The organism is Candidatus Poribacteria bacterium, assembly GCA_026702755.1.
In the GTDB taxonomy this organism is placed as follows: domain Bacteria; phylum Poribacteria; class WGA-4E; order WGA-4E; family WGA-3G; genus WGA-3G.
Genome location: JAPPBX010000098.1, coordinates 13,631 through 32,541 on the forward strand (window position 1 = coordinate 13,631; position 18,911 = coordinate 32,541).

10 protein-coding genes are annotated in these 18,911 nt (G+C 48.8%); 7 read left to right on the forward strand and 3 right to left on the reverse strand.

The window, feature by feature from the left end:
* The first annotated feature begins 172 nt into the window (after window positions 1-172).
* The 4 genes from OXH39_19720 to OXH39_19735 all read left to right on the forward strand — a co-directional run bounded on the left by OXH39_19720 (window position 173) and on the right by OXH39_19735 (window position 11,650).
* On the forward strand, window positions 173-2,458 hold the full coding sequence (locus OXH39_19720; protein MCY3552691.1) for a T9SS type A sorting domain-containing protein: 2,286 nt from the start codon (window positions 173-175) through the stop codon (window positions 2,456-2,458).
* 257 nt (window positions 2,459-2,715) lie between these two features.
* Window positions 2,716-4,539 carry a cadherin domain-containing protein gene (locus OXH39_19725; protein ID MCY3552692.1) on the forward strand — a complete coding sequence of 608 codons (1,824 nt, stop codon included), beginning with the start codon at window positions 2,716-2,718 and terminating at the stop codon, window positions 4,537-4,539.
* 42 nt (window positions 4,540-4,581) lie between these two features.
* Window positions 4,582-6,906, forward strand: coding sequence for a cadherin domain-containing protein (locus OXH39_19730; GenBank protein ID MCY3552693.1), 2,325 nt, complete (start codon window positions 4,582-4,584; stop codon window positions 6,904-6,906).
* A 181-nt stretch (window positions 6,907-7,087) separates the two neighbouring features.
* On the forward strand, window positions 7,088-11,650 hold the full coding sequence (locus tag OXH39_19735; GenBank protein ID MCY3552694.1) for a cadherin domain-containing protein: 4,563 nt from the start codon (window positions 7,088-7,090) through the stop codon (window positions 11,648-11,650).
* A 56-nt stretch (window positions 11,651-11,706) separates the two neighbouring features.
* On the opposite strand, the gene OXH39_19740 is transcribed toward OXH39_19735, so the two are convergent.
* Both OXH39_19740 and OXH39_19745 read right to left on the reverse strand, forming a co-directional pair.
* A complete protein-coding gene (locus OXH39_19740) occupies window positions 11,707-14,433 on the reverse strand; it encodes a UxaA family hydrolase (protein ID MCY3552695.1) in 2,727 nt (908 codons plus the stop codon).
* Between the two features lie 196 nt (window positions 14,434-14,629).
* Window positions 14,630-15,199, reverse strand: coding sequence for a class I SAM-dependent methyltransferase (locus OXH39_19745; protein MCY3552696.1), 570 nt, complete (start codon window positions 15,197-15,199; stop codon window positions 14,630-14,632).
* 219 nt (window positions 15,200-15,418) lie between these two features.
* Between OXH39_19745 and OXH39_19750 the strand changes: the two genes are divergently transcribed.
* The 3 genes from OXH39_19750 to OXH39_19760 all read left to right on the forward strand — a co-directional run bounded on the left by OXH39_19750 (window position 15,419) and on the right by OXH39_19760 (window position 17,813).
* Window positions 15,419-16,018, forward strand: coding sequence for a sigma-70 family RNA polymerase sigma factor (locus OXH39_19750; GenBank protein ID MCY3552697.1), 600 nt, complete (start codon window positions 15,419-15,421; stop codon window positions 16,016-16,018).
* 26 nt (window positions 16,019-16,044) lie between these two features.
* Window positions 16,045-16,557: a zf-HC2 domain-containing protein gene (locus OXH39_19755; GenBank protein MCY3552698.1), complete on the forward strand. Its 513-nt coding sequence runs from the start codon at window positions 16,045-16,047 to the stop codon at window positions 16,555-16,557.
* Between the two features lie 122 nt (window positions 16,558-16,679).
* The gene (locus tag OXH39_19760) at window positions 16,680-17,813 is read left to right on the forward strand and encodes a trypsin-like peptidase domain-containing protein (protein MCY3552699.1); all 1,134 of its coding nucleotides are present in this window, start codon (window positions 16,680-16,682) and stop codon (window positions 17,811-17,813) included.
* Here OXH39_19760 and OXH39_19765 read toward each other — a convergent pair.
* Window positions 17,810-18,892: a phospholipase D-like domain-containing protein gene (locus OXH39_19765; GenBank protein ID MCY3552700.1), complete on the reverse strand. Its 1,083-nt coding sequence runs from the start codon at window positions 18,890-18,892 to the stop codon at window positions 17,810-17,812. The two genes, OXH39_19760 and OXH39_19765, sit on opposite strands and share 4 nt — an antisense overlap.
* Between the last annotated feature and the right edge of the window lie 19 nt (window positions 18,893-18,911).

Genomic DNA, 18,911 nt, shown 5'->3' on the forward strand with positions numbered 1-18,911 from the left:
CGATTTCACCGCAATACAGAAGATGTTGATTGAAAAATAGAAATATATCGACGGAAGAATGGAAGAAAAAAGAAGTATGGGGGAGGCGATGCCTATCCCCCTATACTTCCAACCTTCCATTTAACAATTCGATTGCCTATCACAATTGAAAAATCAATGAGAAGGAATTTTTATGAAAACGTTAATCGTAAATGGAAAGTCCCTTGTGCTTATCTTAACTATTCTCTTGGTAACTTTTGGAACGCAGCGGAGTTACGCACAAACGATAACTGCCTCAACTCCACACCCCTTAACAGAAGCAACACTGCATGGAAGTGTGATCACACTCACACTCAGCGGTGGAACTTACGAGCGGTCTGTTTGGAATATCAGAGATGCCGTGTCAGTGTCCGGCATTGTGGGTGTAACTGTTGAAAGGTTCGATGTAGAGCGCGTCAGTGACACCAAGGTGGCAGTTGAATTGACATTCAATGGTGACTTTGACACCAATGCAACGCTTACATTCGCCCTCGGTGCAGACGCAATCGTAGGATATAACGGACCCGCGCTTACCACACGAGTTCTTGTCGCTGCGATGCGGGAATCGCTCGTCGCATCAACAGAATCTCCTTTGACAGAAGCGATTCTTCATGGAAGCGTGGTAACACTCACGCTCAGCGGTGCTACTTACGAAGGGGCTTCTTGGAACATTGAGAGAGCATTGACAGTATCTGGTATTGAAGATGACACTGTTGAATTTGATATAGGGATCGTGGGGGACCCAACAGGAATCGAGATTGAAGGGATCCCTATTGAAAACTTTGATTTGGAGGACCTCGGTGATTTGGCAGAATTTGACATTGGAAATGTCCCTGTTTTAACCTTTGACGTGGAACGCGTCAGCGATAGAGAGGTGACTGTTACATTACTATTCTCCGGTGATTTCGATACCGATACGACCCTCACCTTCACTCTCGGCGCGGATGCAATATCGGGATACAACGGATCAGCATTCATTGCCGAAGTTCCTGTCACTGCGGTAGAGGAGTCATTAGTTGCATCAACGGAATTTCCCCTGACAGAGGCGACATTGCCGGCGGAACTACCATCAAGCCCCACGCCCGCACTCAGTGAGGGGATTAGTGTCGTCACACTCACACTCAAGGGACGGCGGTTCACCGAGTATAGTTGGGAACTTGGAGAGGCTTTGAAGGTATCCGGCATTGATGGGGTCACATTTGAATCATGGGATGTGGCGCGCATCAGTGACACAGAGGTAGCCGTCCCCCTGACTTTCAATGGTGACTTTGACACCGATGCAACTCTTACTTTAACTATTGGCGCAAGTGCAATAGCAGGCTATAATAAGGCGTTCACTGTCCAAGTTCCTGTCACTGCGGTAGCGCAATCGGATGCCACGGTGAGCGTTTCACCCTCTCCAGTCCTATCGCCGGCTATCGGAGAGCAGCTCACACTTTCCCTCAACATCGCTAATGGAAAAAACGTCGCAGGCTATCAAGCAATCGTGTTGTTTAATGGTTCCACCCTTGACTACGTGAAAAGTGCAAACGGAGACTATCTACCAGCAGATGCTTTTTTCGGAGATCCGATTATTGTTCACGACTGGTTAGGAGACACATTTTTCGGGGACTACATGTGGTCTGGAAAGGTGATACTCGCCGCAACCACATCCGGTGGTGCAGCGAACGGGGACGGCACACTTGCCACCCTCACGTTTGAAGTTCTTGACTATAAAGCATCCAGGGTGACCTTATCCCAAGTCTACCTTATAGATTCGGATGGAAAGCGGTGGGAAACTGCCATTGAGAGTGGAGAAGTGATTGAACCACCTGCACCGGCAGAAGCAATCTTGGGAGATATCAACCGCGACGGTGCCGTGAACATTCAAGATTTGGTGATTGTTAGTGCCCGCTTTGGTCAGACAGGACAGAATAGTGCTGATCTCAACGGTGATGGTCTTGTGGATATCGTTGACCTTGTGCTTGTAGCAAATGCTTTCGGTGCGGATGCGGCTGCACCATCGTTGAATCCACAGATATTGGCACAACTCACCGCTGCAGAGATCAAAGGGTGGTTGAATCAGACACAGCAGCTATCGCTCACTGATCCGGCATACCTACGCGGCATTACCGTGCTGGAACAACTCCTTATGGCACTAACTCCCAAAGAGACTGCACTACTTGCTAACTACCCAAATCCATTCAATCCGGAAACGTGGATACCGTATCACTTGGCGAAGGATGCGGAGGTTACACTGCATATCTATGCCGTGAATGGACAATTAGTGCGGACGTTGACACTGGGATATCAAGCTGTGGGAATGTATCAGAGTCGTTCGCGTGCGGCGTATTGGGATGGCAGAAATGCATTGGGTGAACCTGTAGCGAGTGGTGTGTATTTCTACACCCTCACAGCAGACGATTTTACTGCCACGCGTAAGATGCTGATAAGGAAATAATTCCGTGCCAGTAGAAATTCCGATGGGAGTTGGATTGGTAGGAATATTCCATAGTAGTCGTTATTTTTAATTGTTTAGGCTTGCGATGGCAAGTATAATATTGTGTTCAATGTGCATATTGATATGAACAAATACTACACTGTTTTTTTCGTGTGCTTCGTCAACTTAGAAGGTGGACAATCCACTCGCATGGCGTGAAGAAACAAATGTTCGCTCAAGGGAAGTGGGTAATCGAAAAGAACGAAAAGGAGTTTATCATGAAAACGCTAACCGTGAACTGGAAAACCGTACTGTCAATCGTTACAGCGGTGTTGTTAATATACGGTATACAAGGTACAGGCAACGTGCAAGCACAAGACAACGCACCTGAATTGACACCGGTCAGTGACCGGACGCAGCAGGTTCAAGATACGATTGTTGCCTTGGTGCCGGGTGTAGATTCCGCTAACGATGTAACCGCTGCACACCTATCTTTAATCACCAACCTTAACCTGAGTGATCAGAGCATTACCGCACTGAAAACTGGCGATTTTGATGGATTGTCGGCGTTGCGTTCGCTTTCTTTAGCGAAAAACACGCTGAGCAGTCTGCCAGCAGGTATCTTCTCAGGTTTGTCTGCCATGAGTAGTCTTGACTTAGGTAGCAACGAACTCAACAGTCTACCCAATTCGGTCTTTTCTGGACTCTCTGCCCTGAGCAGGCTCAACTTGTCCTATAACAGCTTGGATAGTTTATCGGCAAATACATTCTCTGAAATGACTGCGTTGACGGGGCTTGATTTAGGCAACAACCAACTCAGCAGCCTGCCAGTAGATATCTTTTCTGGGCTCTCTTCACTGAACTGGCTCAGTCTGTCTTCCAATCAACTCAGCAGTCTACCCAATGGTCTCTTTTTCGGACTCTCTTCGTTAAATTCGCTCTATTTGGGCGACAACACCGTTGGTTTATCCATCACTGTATCTCTGGAGAAGGTTGGCGAAAACCAGTTCAAGGCAACAACAGCCACTGGTGCACCTTTCAATATCGTGTTGCCGGTTACCGTTACAAATGGAAGTATTGATGGCGGTGCAACCACCATTACACTTGCCGCTGGCAGCGTAGAAAGCGAACTCCTCACCGTGATCCCCACCCCCGGTACATCAGATGCTGCCACCGTAGATATTGGCACGCTCCCTGAACTGCCGACAAGCCATTTCGGTTATAGTCTGAGCAAACCGAGCAGTGCTGATAACACCCTCAGTTTTGCGCTCGGTATTCCCAGACCTACCGGAGATCCGAACGTGAATCATGCCCCAATTTTTAGAGAGGGAAGTAGAACGACGCGATCTGTACCGGAGAATACACCCGCTGGCAGAAACATCGGCAGTCCTGTCACCGCTACGGACCTTGATGAAGATGTCTTGACCTATACCGTCAGTGGTGCAGATGCAGCCTCCTTTGGTATCATCAGTACAACTGGACAATTACAAACACGGGCACCCCTCGACTATGAAAAAAAGAATACTTACGCCATGACCGTGACCGTCTCCGATGGCAGTGCCAGAGATACTATCAGTGTCACGATTGATGTCACGGACGTAGAGGAAAACAACGCACCCGTCTTTGTAGAGGGCACTGCTACGGAGCGCTCCATACCAGAGAATACACCCGCTGGCAGAAACATCGGTGCCCCCGTCTCTGCTACGGACCTTGATGAAGATGTCTTAACCTACAGTCTCAGTGGTGCAGATGTGGCCTCCTTTGGCATCGTCAGCACCACCGGACAGTTGAGAACGCGCGCACCCCTCGACTATGAAAAAAAGAACACCTATTCAGTGGCAGTCCACGTCTCTGATGGAAATGGCGGAACAGACACAATCGGGGTCGCTATCAACGTCACAGATGTAGAGGAAAACAACGCACCCGTCTTTGTAGAAGGCACTGCTACGGAGCGATCCATAGCCGAGAATACACCCGCCGGCAGAAATATTGGCAGCCCCGTCACCGCCACGGACCTTGATGAGGAAGATGTCTTAACCTACAGTCTCAGTGGTGCAGATGCAGCCTCCTTTGGTATTGTCAGCACGACTGGACAGTTATGAACCCGCGCACCCCTCGACTATGAAAAAAAGAACACCTATTCGGTGGCAGTTCTTGTCTCCGATGGTAAGGGTGGAACAGATTCCATTGGTGTAGCTATCAACGTCACTGACATAGACGAAACCGCCACAGCACATGCGCCGGTCTTCACAGAGGGCAGTGCCACAGAACGCTCAATTCCTGAGAACACGCCTGCTGGCAGAAACATCGGCAGTCCCGTCACCGCTACGGATGAGGATGAGGACATCTTGACCTATACCCTCAGTGGTGCAGATGCGGCATCTTTTGGCATCGTCAGCACCACCGGACAATTACGAACGCGCGCACCCCTCGACTATGAACAAAAGAACATCTATTCAGTGGCTGTTATCGTCTCCGATGGCACGCTCACAGATACCATCGGTGTTGCTATCAATGTCACAGACGTAGCGGAGAACAGCGCACCGGTTTTCGCAAGTAGCAGCGCAACGCGATCCATACCCGAAAACACGCCCGCAGGGGTACATATCGGTGAGGCGGTCTCTGCCAAAGATGCTGACACCGATGATACCTTAACCTATACCCTCAGTGGCACGGACGCAGCAGCTTTTGACCTTGACGGCACCACTGGACAACTGAAAACCAAAGCCGCGCTTGACTACGAAACGAAGAATTCCTATTCGGTGACCGTAAAGGCCGCTGACAAGACCCTCACAGACACCATCAGAGTTACAATCATCATCACTGACGTAGATGAGAGCAGCGCGCCAGTTTTTGCGGGGAATCGCACGACGCGTCTTGTGAAAGAGAACACGCCTGCTGGTGTAAACATTGGTGCTCCCGTGTCCGCCACAGACGATGACGAAGATACCTTGACCTATAGGCTTGGTGGCACCGATGCGGTGTCCTTTAGCATCGTTAGCACCACGGGACAGTTGAAGACTCGCGCACCGCTCGACTTTGAAACGAGGAACGCCTACACGGTAACCGTTACCGTCTCCGATGGCGGGCGCACCGATACCATCACGGTCGCTATCACTATCATTGACGTAGACGAAAGGCCTCCGACCACAGATGAATCTCCTCGACCCGCCCAGGTTGAGAGTGTCATCAGCATTAGTGAAATCATGTTTGGCTCAGAAAGACGCTTTACGCCGCCGCAATGGATAGAGCTGCACAATGCCGGTCCAGATATCATCAATCTCACAGGATGGAAACTGATAATTCAGAATGTAGACTCAACAGAATTGACCGGACCCACAACCTGGGATGAACCAGTGGTGAGTGCAACAATCACCTTTGAGGACGACTTCTGGGGGGATGCCCCAAGGATTTGGCCGGATGATGTTGTTCTGGTGGTATCAAACGAAGATAGTGAAAATTCAAAGAATCTCACTGAAGATCAGATTTATGACCTCCAATGGAGAACAGACCTACCCCTCGGTTTGTGGAGCATAATTCTCAGCACGGAAGGTTTCCACATACAACTCATTGATAATGAAGGGAACTTGGTGGACGAGGCTGGGAACTTTAAAGATAATGTGCAGCAATGGCAATTACCTTATGGAAAAAACAGAGGTAGAACCAGAGACAGTCGCCGGACTTCAATACTCCGCCGCTACGCTAATAGTCTGCCACTTGATGGCACCCAAGCAGGCGGTTGGATTTCTGCTGTGGACGCGAATTTAACAGCGGAACAACAAACCTACTATGGGGATAAGAACGACATCAGCACCCCTGGTACTGGGATCGTCGTCAACGAAATTTCCACACAGTTTGTTGAATATGATGTTAATCAGGACGGAGTCGTGAACGTATCTGATCTGGTGATCGTTGCCGGATGCCTCGGACAATCCGGGCCCAACGCCGCAGATGTTAACGGCGATGGCATTGTCAATATTCAAGACTTGATACTCGTGGCAGGGGCACTTAGTCAAACACTCGCAGCACCGTCGCTGCATCCAGCATCACTCGCAATGTTTACCACCACTGATATTCAAGAGTGGTTGGCACAAGCACATGGCTTAGACCTTACGGATCCGAGGTTGCAAAGCGGCATCCGCTTCTTAGAACAACTCCTATCTGTATTGGTCCCGAAAGAAACCGTATTGCTGCCGAACTACCCAAATCCGTTCAACCCTGAAACATGGATACCGTATCGGCTGGCAGAAGATGCTTTCGTCACGGTGACGATCTATGATCAACGCGGAAGGGTCGTCCGTAGACTCAATATTGGGCCCCAAACTGCCGCAGTCTACGAGAGTCGGTCAAAAGCCATCTATTGGGACGGCAGAAATGAGGTTGGTGACAGAGTCGCGAGTGGAATTTATTTTTATACCCTCATCGCAGGCGATTTTTCTGCCACGCGAAAGATGCTCATTCTCAAGTAACACAAGGAGTGTAGAACTTATGAAAACCGATTTGCTGGCGAGGTTTCAAACCTCGCCAGCAGCACCTAATAGCGGATTATGAAAAATCGTCATAGGGGTCAATTGATGCTCCGAGGCATCTTTTTCTAAAATTGACACCTATTATGTTGCAAGTCACACTGACAAAACGATTACAATTGCTATGAAATCAGCGAAAGTCTTATTTACAATCTCTCTTTCAATATGCCTTCTGCTTGGACTGACCCCGCGCGCCATGAGCCGAAACGCGATCCCAGGAAAACAGTCAGGGACATCCGAAGATCCGTCGACAGTCAACCCAACGAACCGAGACAAAGCACTGGAAGGGATGACCATCTTGTATGGAACCAACGAAAACGCGAATACAAGGATCCCGCCGCCACCGATGCAGAAATTGTTCCAAGGAGACAACTATCTTAAAATCGAAAAATCCCAATTCATCGTAACCTACGACGGTTTTACAGACGAAGCGAGGGAAGCGTTTCAATATGCAGTCGATATTTGGAATTCGCTCATCCGGACACCGGTGCCAATTCGGATTGAGGCATCTTTTATAGATATGGGTGGATTTGAGGATGGAACTATTATTTTAGGCGGGGCGCGCCCGGCAGGCTGGAAGTCGCCCGCATCATTGGATTTGTGGTTCCCAGAGGCACTCGCGGATAAGAGAGCCGGTAGAGATCTTGCGAATAGCGAACCCGATATTATAACAAGATTCAATAGCCATGAAGACGCAAATTGGTACTTCGGCACAGATGGAAATACACCATCAGGGAAAACGGACTTCGTTAGTACCGTGCTGCATGAGATTGCCCACGGATTTGGTTTCTTCAGTTTTGCAAGGGTAGAAGAAGAATCAATTAGGACATTTTCCGCCTCTGTTGGGCGCGGTAAACTTAGGGGCAGCACCCCAAAATTACCTTATATTTACGATTTCTTTGTTGAAAATGGATCTGGGACAACCATTATGTCTTCCCCTGACCCGTCCTTTGATCTTGAAAATCAACTCACGAGTAACGACCTTTTCTGGAACGGAAAAAAAGGGACTGAAGCAAACGGGGGTATCCTCCCCCAACTCCATGCACCCAGTTCATGGGAGCAAGGTTCAAGCTACACCCATTTGGATGAGATAACCTTTCCAGCCGGCACCCCGAACTCCTTAATGACCCCGCATTACCATAACCAAGAAGCGATTCATGACCCTGGTCCCATTACACTCGGCATGCTTGAAGACATGGGATGGACAATCAACAAAGCACCCGGATTTATCGACGGCTTCAGCACCACACGCACAATGGTAAACGGAAGTATCAGGAATCCAGTACCAGCGGCAGATGCGGACGATGACTCACTCACCTATCAGCTCAGTGGCACGGATGCAGCAGCTTTTGATATTGATAGCACAACCGGACAATTGAAAACCAAGGCAACGTACAACTACAACAAGGCATCTTATACAGTAACTGTCACTGTTTCCGATGGTGCTTTGATAGATGAAATCCGTGTCACCATCAACGTCATCAGCACAGAAACTGAAACACCCACTAATAGCAGACCAAGCTTCGTGGATGGCAGTCACACCAATCGCGCTGTGGCAGAGAATACCGCAAAAGGTGTAAACATCGGTAATCCGATCACAGCAACAGATCCAGATAATGACACTCTCACTTACACCCTCAGCGGTCCCGACGCGGCAGCTTTTGACATTGATAACACTACCGGACAACTGAAAACCAATGCCGAACTCGACTATGAAAAAAAGAACGCCTACACCGTAACAGTTACTGTCTCTGATGGCAACCTCGCTATCACCATCACCGTCGTTATCATTATCATCAATCTGGACGATCAGAAAAGTCCAACGCTAACGCTAACTTCGCAACCGCTAACGGAAACAACGCTCAACGGAAGCATTGTGACACTGACTTTGAGCAACCGAATCTATGAGAACTGGCTCAGCGACCCTGTAACAGTATCCGGTATTCCGGGTGTAACGGTTAGACCGTTTGATGTTATCCGTCTGAACGATACGCAATTGTCAGTCCAACTGACATTCTATGGGACAGACCTCAATACGGATGCTCCACTCACCTTCACAGTAAAAGCGGATGCTATCGCGAACTACGATGGCCCCGCGCTCACGGCGACCGTACAGGTTACTGCGAATGTAGAATCGATAGTCGCTTCAACAGAAGCACCTCTAACAGAAGCAGCACTGAATCGAAGTGTCGTTACATTGACCTTAAACGGCGGTGTTTACGAATCTCAATATACTGTCGGAAACAGTGTGACGGTATCCGGTATTCCCGGTGTCACTGCTAACAGATTTAACGTGGAACGTCTCAGCGGAACGCAGGTAAATGTTGAACTCACATTTGATGGTACGGACTTTGACACCGATACCACGCTCACCTTCACTGTGGAAGCGAATGCCATCGTAGGATACAACGGCACAGCACTCATCGCACAATTACCCGTCAGCGCAGTAGTCGAAGCTATCCCAATCATAACGGCTTATACACCACAACCGTTGACGGAGGCAACCCTCAATGAAAGCATCGTCACACTCACACTATCAAGCGGCGTGTATACACAATCCAGTTCCAACATCAGCCGCGCACTGCAAGTATCCGGGATTGCTGGTGTAACGTTTCTTCAATCCGATGTAGTGCGCGTCAGTGGGACGAAAGTAACCGTTAAACTGATATTCGACGATACCGACTTTGATACCGACGCAACCCTCATCTTCACAGTCGGGGCGGATGCTATCACCAAATACGAGGGGCCCGCACTCATCACGAAGATACCTGTCACCGTCGTGGTTGAAGAAAGCCCTACAATAACGGCTTTTGCGACACAACCCTTGGCGGAGGCAACCCTCAATGGAAGTATTATCCGCTTAACGCTCAACAACGGTACTTACGTCCGATCTAACGATATTGCTACTGCTGTGACAGTATCCGGGATTGCTGGTGTAACGATCGGAATATTCGGGGTGGAACGTGTGAGCGACACAGACATTATATTTCTACTCGAATTCAATGGTAACCTTGAAACAAATGCCACACTCACCTTCACTGTCGCAGCGGAGGCCATTACTGAATACGACGGGCCTGCACTGATCGCACACATCATTGTTAACGGCGGACAGGAATCTGTCGTCGCATCAACTGAGGCACCCTTGACAGAAACAACGTTGAACGGAAGTGTGGTAACGCTCACACTCAACGGTGCGACTTACAAGCACTCGACCTTTGACCTCAGGGATACTGTGGAGGTATCCGGTATTGAAGGTGTCACTTTTCACTGGTTTGATTTAGACCGCGTTAGTGATACAGCGTTGACCGTTGAGTTGACGTTCAAAGGCAATATTGACACTGATGCCATCCTCACCTTTACGGTGGGCGCGGACGCTATTGCCGATTACAACGGACCGCCATTGACCGCGCAAATAACTGTTACGGGCAGCAAGGAATCCATCGCCGCTATAACAAAAGAACCCTTGACGGAAGTGACACTCAATGGCAGCGTCGTCACACTCACACTCAACGGTAGAAAATACGCACGCTCCATATTCAGCATTAGAGACGCTGTGTCTGTCGCCGGCATTGAGGATGTGACGATTGGAGCGTTTGGGGTGGATAGGGTCAATGACACGGAGATCACCATTGAACTCGAATTCAGCGGTGATATCGATGCTGATGCGATACTCATCATAACAGTCGCGGCAGATGCCCTATTGAGATATAACGGTCCCGCACTCACGGCGCAAATACCTGTTACTGGTGGGCAAGAATCAATCATCGCTTCAACATCTGCCTCTTTGACAGAAGCAACCCTTGACGGAAGCGTCATCACACTCACACTCAGTGGGCGTGTTTATGAGCGTTCTCCCTTTGACATCAGACGTGCTGTGACGGTCTCCGGTATTAATGGCGTAACGATACCTTGGCACCAACCAGAGAGAAAAAGCGACACTCACATCACTATGGAACTGGAATTCAATGGTGATATCGACGCTGATGCAATCCTTACTTTGACTGTAGGTGCAGGTGCTATCACAGGATATGACGGATTCGCTCTTACAGCACAACTACCTGTTACCGGAGGGCAGGAGTCAATAGTTGCCTCAACAGATACCCCCTTGACAGAAGCAACGCTTGATGACAGCGTCGTCACACTCAAACTTAGCGGTAGAAAATACGCGCGCTCTATCTTTGACATCAGAGGTGCCGTGACAGTAGCAGGTATCAATGGTGTAACAATACCTTGGCATCAACCACGGCGAAAGAGTGATACACAAATCACTGTGGAACTTGAATTTGATGGAAATATCAATGTTGATAGCACACTCATATTCACCGTCGGTGCAGGTGCCATCGCGGGATACAACGGTCCCGCACTCACTGCACAAATAACCGTTCCTGCTGATAGAGAGAACGCGCTTTTGGCAAACTTCCCGAATCCGTTCAACCCCGAGACGTGGATACCCTATCACTTGGCAAAACCCACAGAGGTCACCATCACAATCTACGCTGTTAATGGACAAGTCGTTCGGGAGTTAGAGCTCGGGCATCAACCCGCAGGTATCTATCAAACCCATTCCCGTGCCGCCTATTGGGATGGCAGAAACGCCTTCGGTGAACCTGTGGCGAGTGGTGTCTATTTCTACATACTTACCGCAGGCGATTTCACCGCAACGCGCAAGATGTTGATACGGAAGTAAATTTTTCTTCATCCGTAGGGTGAGGGACGGAAACCCTGCCCTACGGATACACACATCTACATCGAAATTCCTAATAATCCGCGCGTCAACTGGAAATCTGTGTTTCCTTTACCGTGCAACTTCGGTATATACTGCCGCGATGCCACCTCTATAATCAAGGCTAATAGGTCGTCAACATCGGCAGACTCTGAATCCAAATCCGCGCCGTAGTTGTTTTGTGTCATGCCATCGGTAGAAATCTGAATCAGCGGCACCATCACATGTGATTGCAAGGGCGCACCAACGACGTGTGCGAGTGCCAAATCAACACCCGTCGCACCCAATCCTGTTAACGTCTCTGTCGGTTGATCAGTTGGTGTCTCCATGATGTGGAACCCTGCCTTTTCAACGCGCTGCCCATACGCCAACGTAGGGGCAGTCCTTGTGGCTGCCCTTATAAATGTCGCATTTGCTGGCACAATAACCGTTCCACCTGCAGCGACGACTCTATGTGTCAATTGCGTCAGAGATTGAGAGACCTTTGCGGTCACCTCACCTGTTGATGTCACCGCTATATAGAGGTGTTCCAGTCCCGCATCGACAACCGGAACGGACGGTTTATCCGCAAGCGTTTCGGAAAACCAACCTTGCACCTTCTCAATAACGGCATCAATGCCACCATCCAATTGCACACTCGCCCAACCGTATCGCTCCGGCGATATACCGAGTTTCTGAATCTCGTGTCGGACGTGGTCGTTGTGCGTTTTTTCACAACCGTGCTCAAGGAGCAGACCGAGGGCAACCGTTGGGTGTGTGAGGTGTCCGATCATCGTGCGGGTATAAATCTCCTCAGAACGTCCGCCAGAAACGCCACACCCTTCTGTATGGGGTAGGGCAACAAAACGGGATATCCCTTGCTTTTTTCCGATTTCCCGTTCGTTGCAGCGGTGCGCAATCATCTGTGCAATCTGTCCAGAGCAGAGACTTGTGGGTAAGATGAGTCCGACTTGATCCGTGCGGTATCCTGCTTCCGTTTGGAGCGCACGGAATTGCAGGGTAGTAGGCACACTCCGCTGGGTTTCCGTAACAGCGTCAATCGGGAGAGTAGTAGGCACACTCCGCTGTGCCGTAACATCAATTGAAAGCGGCTCACCGGACTTCAATTCAGATTCTGTCAATAAAGCGTCTAAATCCACGGGTTCCGTCTGTTTCCAATCGCGCCACAACGAGACTTGGGAGTGCCCGGCTTTCTCACCGACCGACCGTTCACCCGATGCGACATTGACCGTCAGATCCAACATAGATTCGCCGAGTTCTTCCATCGGTGTCCCGTCGAGATATTCTCCTGCGTTCACGTCCATATCCTTGGTAAGCATCTCATAGCGTCCGGTCGTTGTGACAATCTTAATCGTCGGCACGAACGGGAAATTTGTGATAGATCCGTTGCCTGTCACGAAGAAAATCATATTAGAACCTGACGCTACCTGCCCAGCGATGCTCTCCAAATCGTTGCCGGGACTGTCCATGAAGTAGTAGCCCGATTTCTCCATGAGTTGGCTATAGTCAATGACATAATCAAGGCAGACATCGGGATGCCGTTTCATCGCTGCACCGATTGATTTAATAGCGATGTTGTAAAGTCCACGGAAGTTGTTGCCACCCGACGGATTGCCTTCTGCGGAGTGTCCGTGCCACGAGACGCGTTCCTTGAAACGTTCGATTGTATCAAGAAACTTACGCGCCGTTGGCAAGTCGCGGGCGTTCTGCAGCACATAAGCCTCGGAGCCGATAAGCTCATCGGTTTCTGCGAGATTGGCACACCCACCATAACGGATAACCTCTTTCGCAACATAGGCGGCGAGCGGGTTCCCTGATACGCCAGAGAACGCATCTGAACCACCACACTGCAAGGCGATTTTGAGATTTTCCAGAGACTGCTCAGTTCGCAGGACACTGTTCACGCTATCTAACCACCCATCAATAATCTCTGCGCCACCGGCTAAATCCGCGTCGAAACTCTCCTGCAGCCGATAGAATTTATGGACAACATCGTCCAAAGCATAGCCTTCGCGGAGCATGTACGCTTTAAGCATTTCGTTTGTAACCGATTCGGTGCCGTAGTCGACGAGTAGCATCGCGCCGATATTCGGATGGACGGTGAAACCGGCGAGTGTTCGGAGCAGCATATCAATGTTATTCGGGGTTCTGCTTTCGCCGCCCTCTGTGTGTGTCACAGCAACAACACCGTCTATATTTGGAAATGTATCGGGGTTACAAACCCCTCCTACCGAACACATATCGGCAAGTCTTCTTGCGAAACCCGACGTGCGTGCAGTCGTCCCCATAACGACGATATAATTTCGCGTGCCAACACCACGGCTCCCGGGACGCTGATAACCGAAGAAATGACGCTCGTTCGCATGCCGCGCCACCTGCCTCCCTGCTTGAAATTCAGCTTCGTCAAGCACGTAAGGTGCCATCTTGTCGCTAAAATTGGGCGTTTCAGGTAATTCAAAGGGCAGGTTCCGAATCGACAAGGAATCAATCATTTTTTGATTGCACACGTAATCGCCGGGTTCAATAGCACGTGTCGCAAAACCGAAAGGTAGACCCCACGATAGGAGTGGCTCGGTTTCCGAAATTGATTGTATCGCAAACCGGTGTCCTTCTAAAATGGTATGTGACAACTGAAACTGAGACCCCTCATAACCGATGCGTGTACCACTCTCCAGCGTTTGGGTTGCAATAGCGACGTTATCACCTGGTGATGGCAACCGCGCGACAGTCGTGAAATCATAATCCATTAAGCGTGCTCCTTTGGCAATATCGGCATTTGTTGGTGAAGTTAGAAACTACACTATAGCTGTCAATTTAGGAGTTCCATGGTGCCGTAGGTTGGGTTGAACGGAACTGAAAAGACAGATGCGGGTGTTCCAAATACCATTGAAATCCACCATATCGTTGTATACACTCCAGAACGCAGTGAAACCCAACTTTATACTAACGACGGTAGGTACTCACTTCAATTGCGTCCTGTTTCACCCACGGTAGATCAATGTCAAACCAATGCGTTTCAGATTCATAGTGATCGCGGACGTGCTCCAGATAATCCGCCATTGAATCAGCACCGATACCAACGTTGTCTGCCACAACGGTTGCGGGATTCGTTAAACGCGATTCAATTGCTTGAAAACAGGGAAAATAGTTGTTAAAATTGTTATCAAGGAGCAGAAAATCGACAGGTTCTTGGATGCTTTTGAGTACCTCCTGCGCATCGCCAAGGCGAGAATCGACGAGGTCTGCCATTCCAGCGCGTTCAAAATTCGTACGTGCTTGTGCTGCACGGTCAGCATCTATCTCAACCGTTACCAAGCGTCCAGTGCCAGCGGCTTTCAAGACGCGTAGCATCCACAACCCAGAATAACCGATAGCAGTTCCGCATTCAACAATAAGGGACGGCTTCGCCTCCTCAACGCAGGCGGCAAGAAATTTCGCCTTTTCTTCGCCCAGCATCGGGATTCTCTCTTCTTTACATTGTGCTTCGACCTCTTGTAAAACCTGATCAAACATATAATCCTCCATAGGAACGCGACGGCTCCGCTCTGAATTTGACATCCGTTAGCAGATATGGTAAATTTTTGTCGTAGTAAAATAATCATACACGAAAACCCGCTTTGAGGTCAAGAAACACACTTGATTTTCGGTCTTCATTCCAACAAATCTAAAAAAATTTGCAACCAAATCCGCGGTTCGGTGTATATTACAGATAAGCACCTCCGGAGGAACCTGATGCTTGACTTAGATGATGAATTGATGGAACGCTATCAGAAAGGCGATGAGAGTGCGTTTACACTTCTCGTGCGCCGACATCAGCAACCGCTCGTCAATTTCATTGCTCGGTTCATTAACGATAGAGATAGTGCCGAGGACTTGGCGCAAGAGACGTTCATTCGCATCTTTAAGGCGGCGCACCGCTACAAACCGGGACGCGCGCATTTTAAGACGTGGATGTATCACATCGCCAAGAACCTATGCAAAAATGAACTCCGAAACCGGGAACGACGCGACAAGTACAGGGTTGATAATGTGATAGACAGCGGGAGCGACAATAAGGGAGATTCAGAAGAAATTGATCTGATCGCGAACACTCCCGCGAATCAGGCTTTTCAACCGGAAGTAGCACTCGAACGTAAAGAATTACGCAATGCCATTCAAAAAGCAATCGCAGAATTACCAGAACAGTATAGACTCCCCCTCGTCCTACGCGATCTACAAGGGCTGAGTTACGAGGAAATTAGTGAGGTCCTGGAACTCCGGAGTGGGACCACCAAATCTCGCATCAATCGTGCCCGACTCATGCTTAAAGATAAGTTAAAACCGTTTATTTGATTATTTCATATTCTTAGGAGCAATTTATGAACTGCCTACAAGCCGAGGAATACTTCTCTGCTCACTTTGAAGACACACTTGATTATCAGACATTACAGGATTTTGAAGGGCATCTCGCAGGATGTGAAGCGTGTCAGCAGGAATATTCCCGATTTCAGGAATCTGTTAAGGCGACACAGCAATTGCCACAGATCGAACCCTCGCCCTACTTTATGCCGACGTTAATGCAACGACTCGCTGAAGAGCAGCACTCGGTTGATGGCGTTAAGGGAATCGGAACAGGTTGGAAACGGCTGCTGGATGTATTCCGCCGTCCGATATGGGCAGTTAGCGGGATTGTGGCGTTGATCCTCACCATAGGTGGTACCTATCTCCACCAAGAGGGTTTCCTATTCAATCAAGACCCCGTTTCAACGGTGGAAATGTCGGTAGAGACACAAGATAATCGTGTTACTCCAACACCGAGGCAACCGATGCAGCAGCATTACGTCCTAAAGCAGGTGAGTTATACCAACACGTCTACACGAGGTGGGCTCTAATTCGGCAATTAGTTTTCAGTTACGAGTTACGAGTTTTCAGTAACAAGAGATTTTCGTGGCAGCCACAAGATCCCTCTTAACTGGTAACTAACAACTGGTAACTATAAAAAGGAAAATGAAACATGTACGCAACAAAATCAAAACACCAGCGACTGATAATTGGACTGATCAGTTTACTTTTTTATGCAGGCCCCGCAAGCTTCGCAGGCGAAAACATCCTACAACTGCTTGAAAAGGATTTTCAGAAGGTTGTCACTGATACCCGTCCTGCTGTTGTGAAAGTCGTCGCAACACAGGCAAAGCCTTTTAGCCGACAAAACATCGGGTCCGGTATCGTTATTGATACCGATGGACACATCGTGACAACTACGTTTGAGATGGAGACCCCGAGTAAAATTGAGGTTATCTTCAAGAATAAAATAGTGTCTCCAGCAAAACTGATCGGCATTGATACACTCACCGATATTGCAGTTCTTAAAGTCGCCCATCTATTGCTTAGTCCCACGTCTTCGCAGGATGCTGCTAAGGCGGTAGCAGCTGGCGAATGGATCGAACTCACGCGACCTCAATCTCTTAAATTCAAATGGGGTGATTCTTCAAAAATTGATACCGGTTCTTGGGTCGTAACAATAGGAAGTTCCTACGGAAATAGCCCAATTGTTTCCTTCGGAATTGTCGGCGGTTGGGACACATTGCCAGACCAACTGTGCGGAGATTTAATTAAAATCAACGCAGCAGTTACACCCGGCAACAGCGGCGGAGCAGTCGTAAACACATCAGGAGAGGTTGTCGGAATGATTTTTGCGGTCCTCACGGATCCAACGAACGCCAATTCACCAGCAGACATGCTGTTCGAGAAACAGGACAACATAGATCTCAGACAATTTCTCGTTCAACCGCCTGTATTAGGAATTCGTAACCAAGAAATCACCTTTGCTATGCCGATAGAGACAGTGAACGCTGTTGCCAAAGAAATTATAGAACATGGAAAGGTAGCACGCGGCTGGCTTGGCATTGAGGTTGATGTCGGTGAACGTGGAATCTTTGTTACAGGCGTGATTGAAAACAGCCCCGCGCACAAATGTGGACTTTTACAGGATGATCTTATCCTCGAATTTAACAAAGTTCCTGTACACTCTTACGCCGAGTTGTTAAGATGTGTTGTGAGTAAGCGACCCAATACGAAGGTTCAGCTTAAAATCGGTAGGAATGGAACTGAACAATACTCTACGGTCATCTTAGGTGAAAAACCTTAACGCGCGACCCGCTCAAACTCAGCGAGGTATGCTCGCGCGATATCAGGGTTTCCTTTGATAATCAATAAATTTTCGCTGTTATGTTCTTCGGCGTTTTTTGAGAAATTGTAGGAACCCGTAACCACAATCTCCGCATCAATAACAATCACCTTGTGGTGCATGGCTCCCGGATTTCCATCCTGAACCACCCGCAAACCCGCCGCTTTCATCTGTTTATATCGGGAATATTCGTTATTAACCCGCCGCTCTTCAAACACCCCTCGAACCGCAACACCAGATTCAAAACGGGCCTGCATCGCACTACTGAGTGCATCCTGCGTGAACGAAAACGCCATAAAATGAATTGATTTTTTGGCAGATCCAATTTCCTTGAGAAGCAGCGAGATAATGTCGTTCTCCGGTGAGAAATAGGTGGAAATCTGCGTTCCATCGCTCAGTACTACTTCGGGATACACAACACGCGCACCAGAAGATTTCTCAGCCCGCATCTGAAGAAACAACTCTCGAAACTCCTGCGTGAAGTTATACGCCAGTGATACAGAATCGATGAATATAACGTTATTGTTGTTTCTGTACGCGCCGTTATAGGTTGTGTTATAGGAACCTGTCCAGACATATCGTTCATCAATCACAATAAACTTGTGATGCATAGAACCCTCTCGTCCATCGTCGTCAACCACCGGTATGTCTACATCCTGTAAACGTCTAACCGCTGTTTCTTCTACATAATCGGTTTCTGTGACGACACGAACAAGGACACCACGACGATGTGCTTCGATTAAAGCATCGGCTATTGGTGCGGAATTCAAGTGGTAGAGCGCGGCATCAATCCGAGACGCAGCATCCCCAAGTCTGGCAACAAGCTGTTTCTCAAGGGAGTAGCGGTTTTCACCGGCACCAACTTCGCTGAAGTAGACTTCCCACGCGCCTCCAACCGTCGCTGTGGAAGTGCTGCTGTAATATCGGATGCCGAAACCAGCCACAACAGCGCAACATAAAATGAGAAGGAAGGGTATAAATTTAGTACTTCTATTCTTGGACGCTGTGTTAGCCTCACGCGCATCCGAATCATTTTGCATATATGCGTTCCTTCGTAAG

Excerpts from the sequence above, each read along its gene's own strand:
- OXH39_19720 (MCY3552691.1), top strand. The coding sequence starts at position 173 with ATGAAAACGTTAATCGTAAATGGAAAGTCCCTTGTGCTTATCTTAACT.
- OXH39_19725 (MCY3552692.1), top strand. The coding sequence starts at position 2,716 with ATGAAAACGCTAACCGTGAACTGGAAAACCGTACTGTCAATCGTTACA.
- OXH39_19735 (MCY3552694.1), top strand. The coding sequence starts at position 7,088 with ATGAAATCAGCGAAAGTCTTATTTACAATCTCTCTTTCAATATGCCTT.
- OXH39_19740 (MCY3552695.1), bottom strand. The coding sequence starts at position 14,433 with ATGGATTATGATTTCACGACTGTCGCGCGGTTGCCATCACCAGGTGAT.
- OXH39_19745 (MCY3552696.1), bottom strand. The coding sequence starts at position 15,199 with ATGTTTGATCAGGTTTTACAAGAGGTCGAAGCACAATGTAAAGAAGAG.
- OXH39_19750 (MCY3552697.1), top strand. The coding sequence starts at position 15,419 with ATGCTTGACTTAGATGATGAATTGATGGAACGCTATCAGAAAGGCGAT.
- OXH39_19755 (MCY3552698.1), top strand. The coding sequence starts at position 16,045 with ATGAACTGCCTACAAGCCGAGGAATACTTCTCTGCTCACTTTGAAGAC.
- OXH39_19760 (MCY3552699.1), top strand. The coding sequence starts at position 16,680 with ATGTACGCAACAAAATCAAAACACCAGCGACTGATAATTGGACTGATC.
- OXH39_19765 (MCY3552700.1), bottom strand. The coding sequence starts at position 18,892 with ATGCAAAATGATTCGGATGCGCGTGAGGCTAACACAGCGTCCAAGAAT.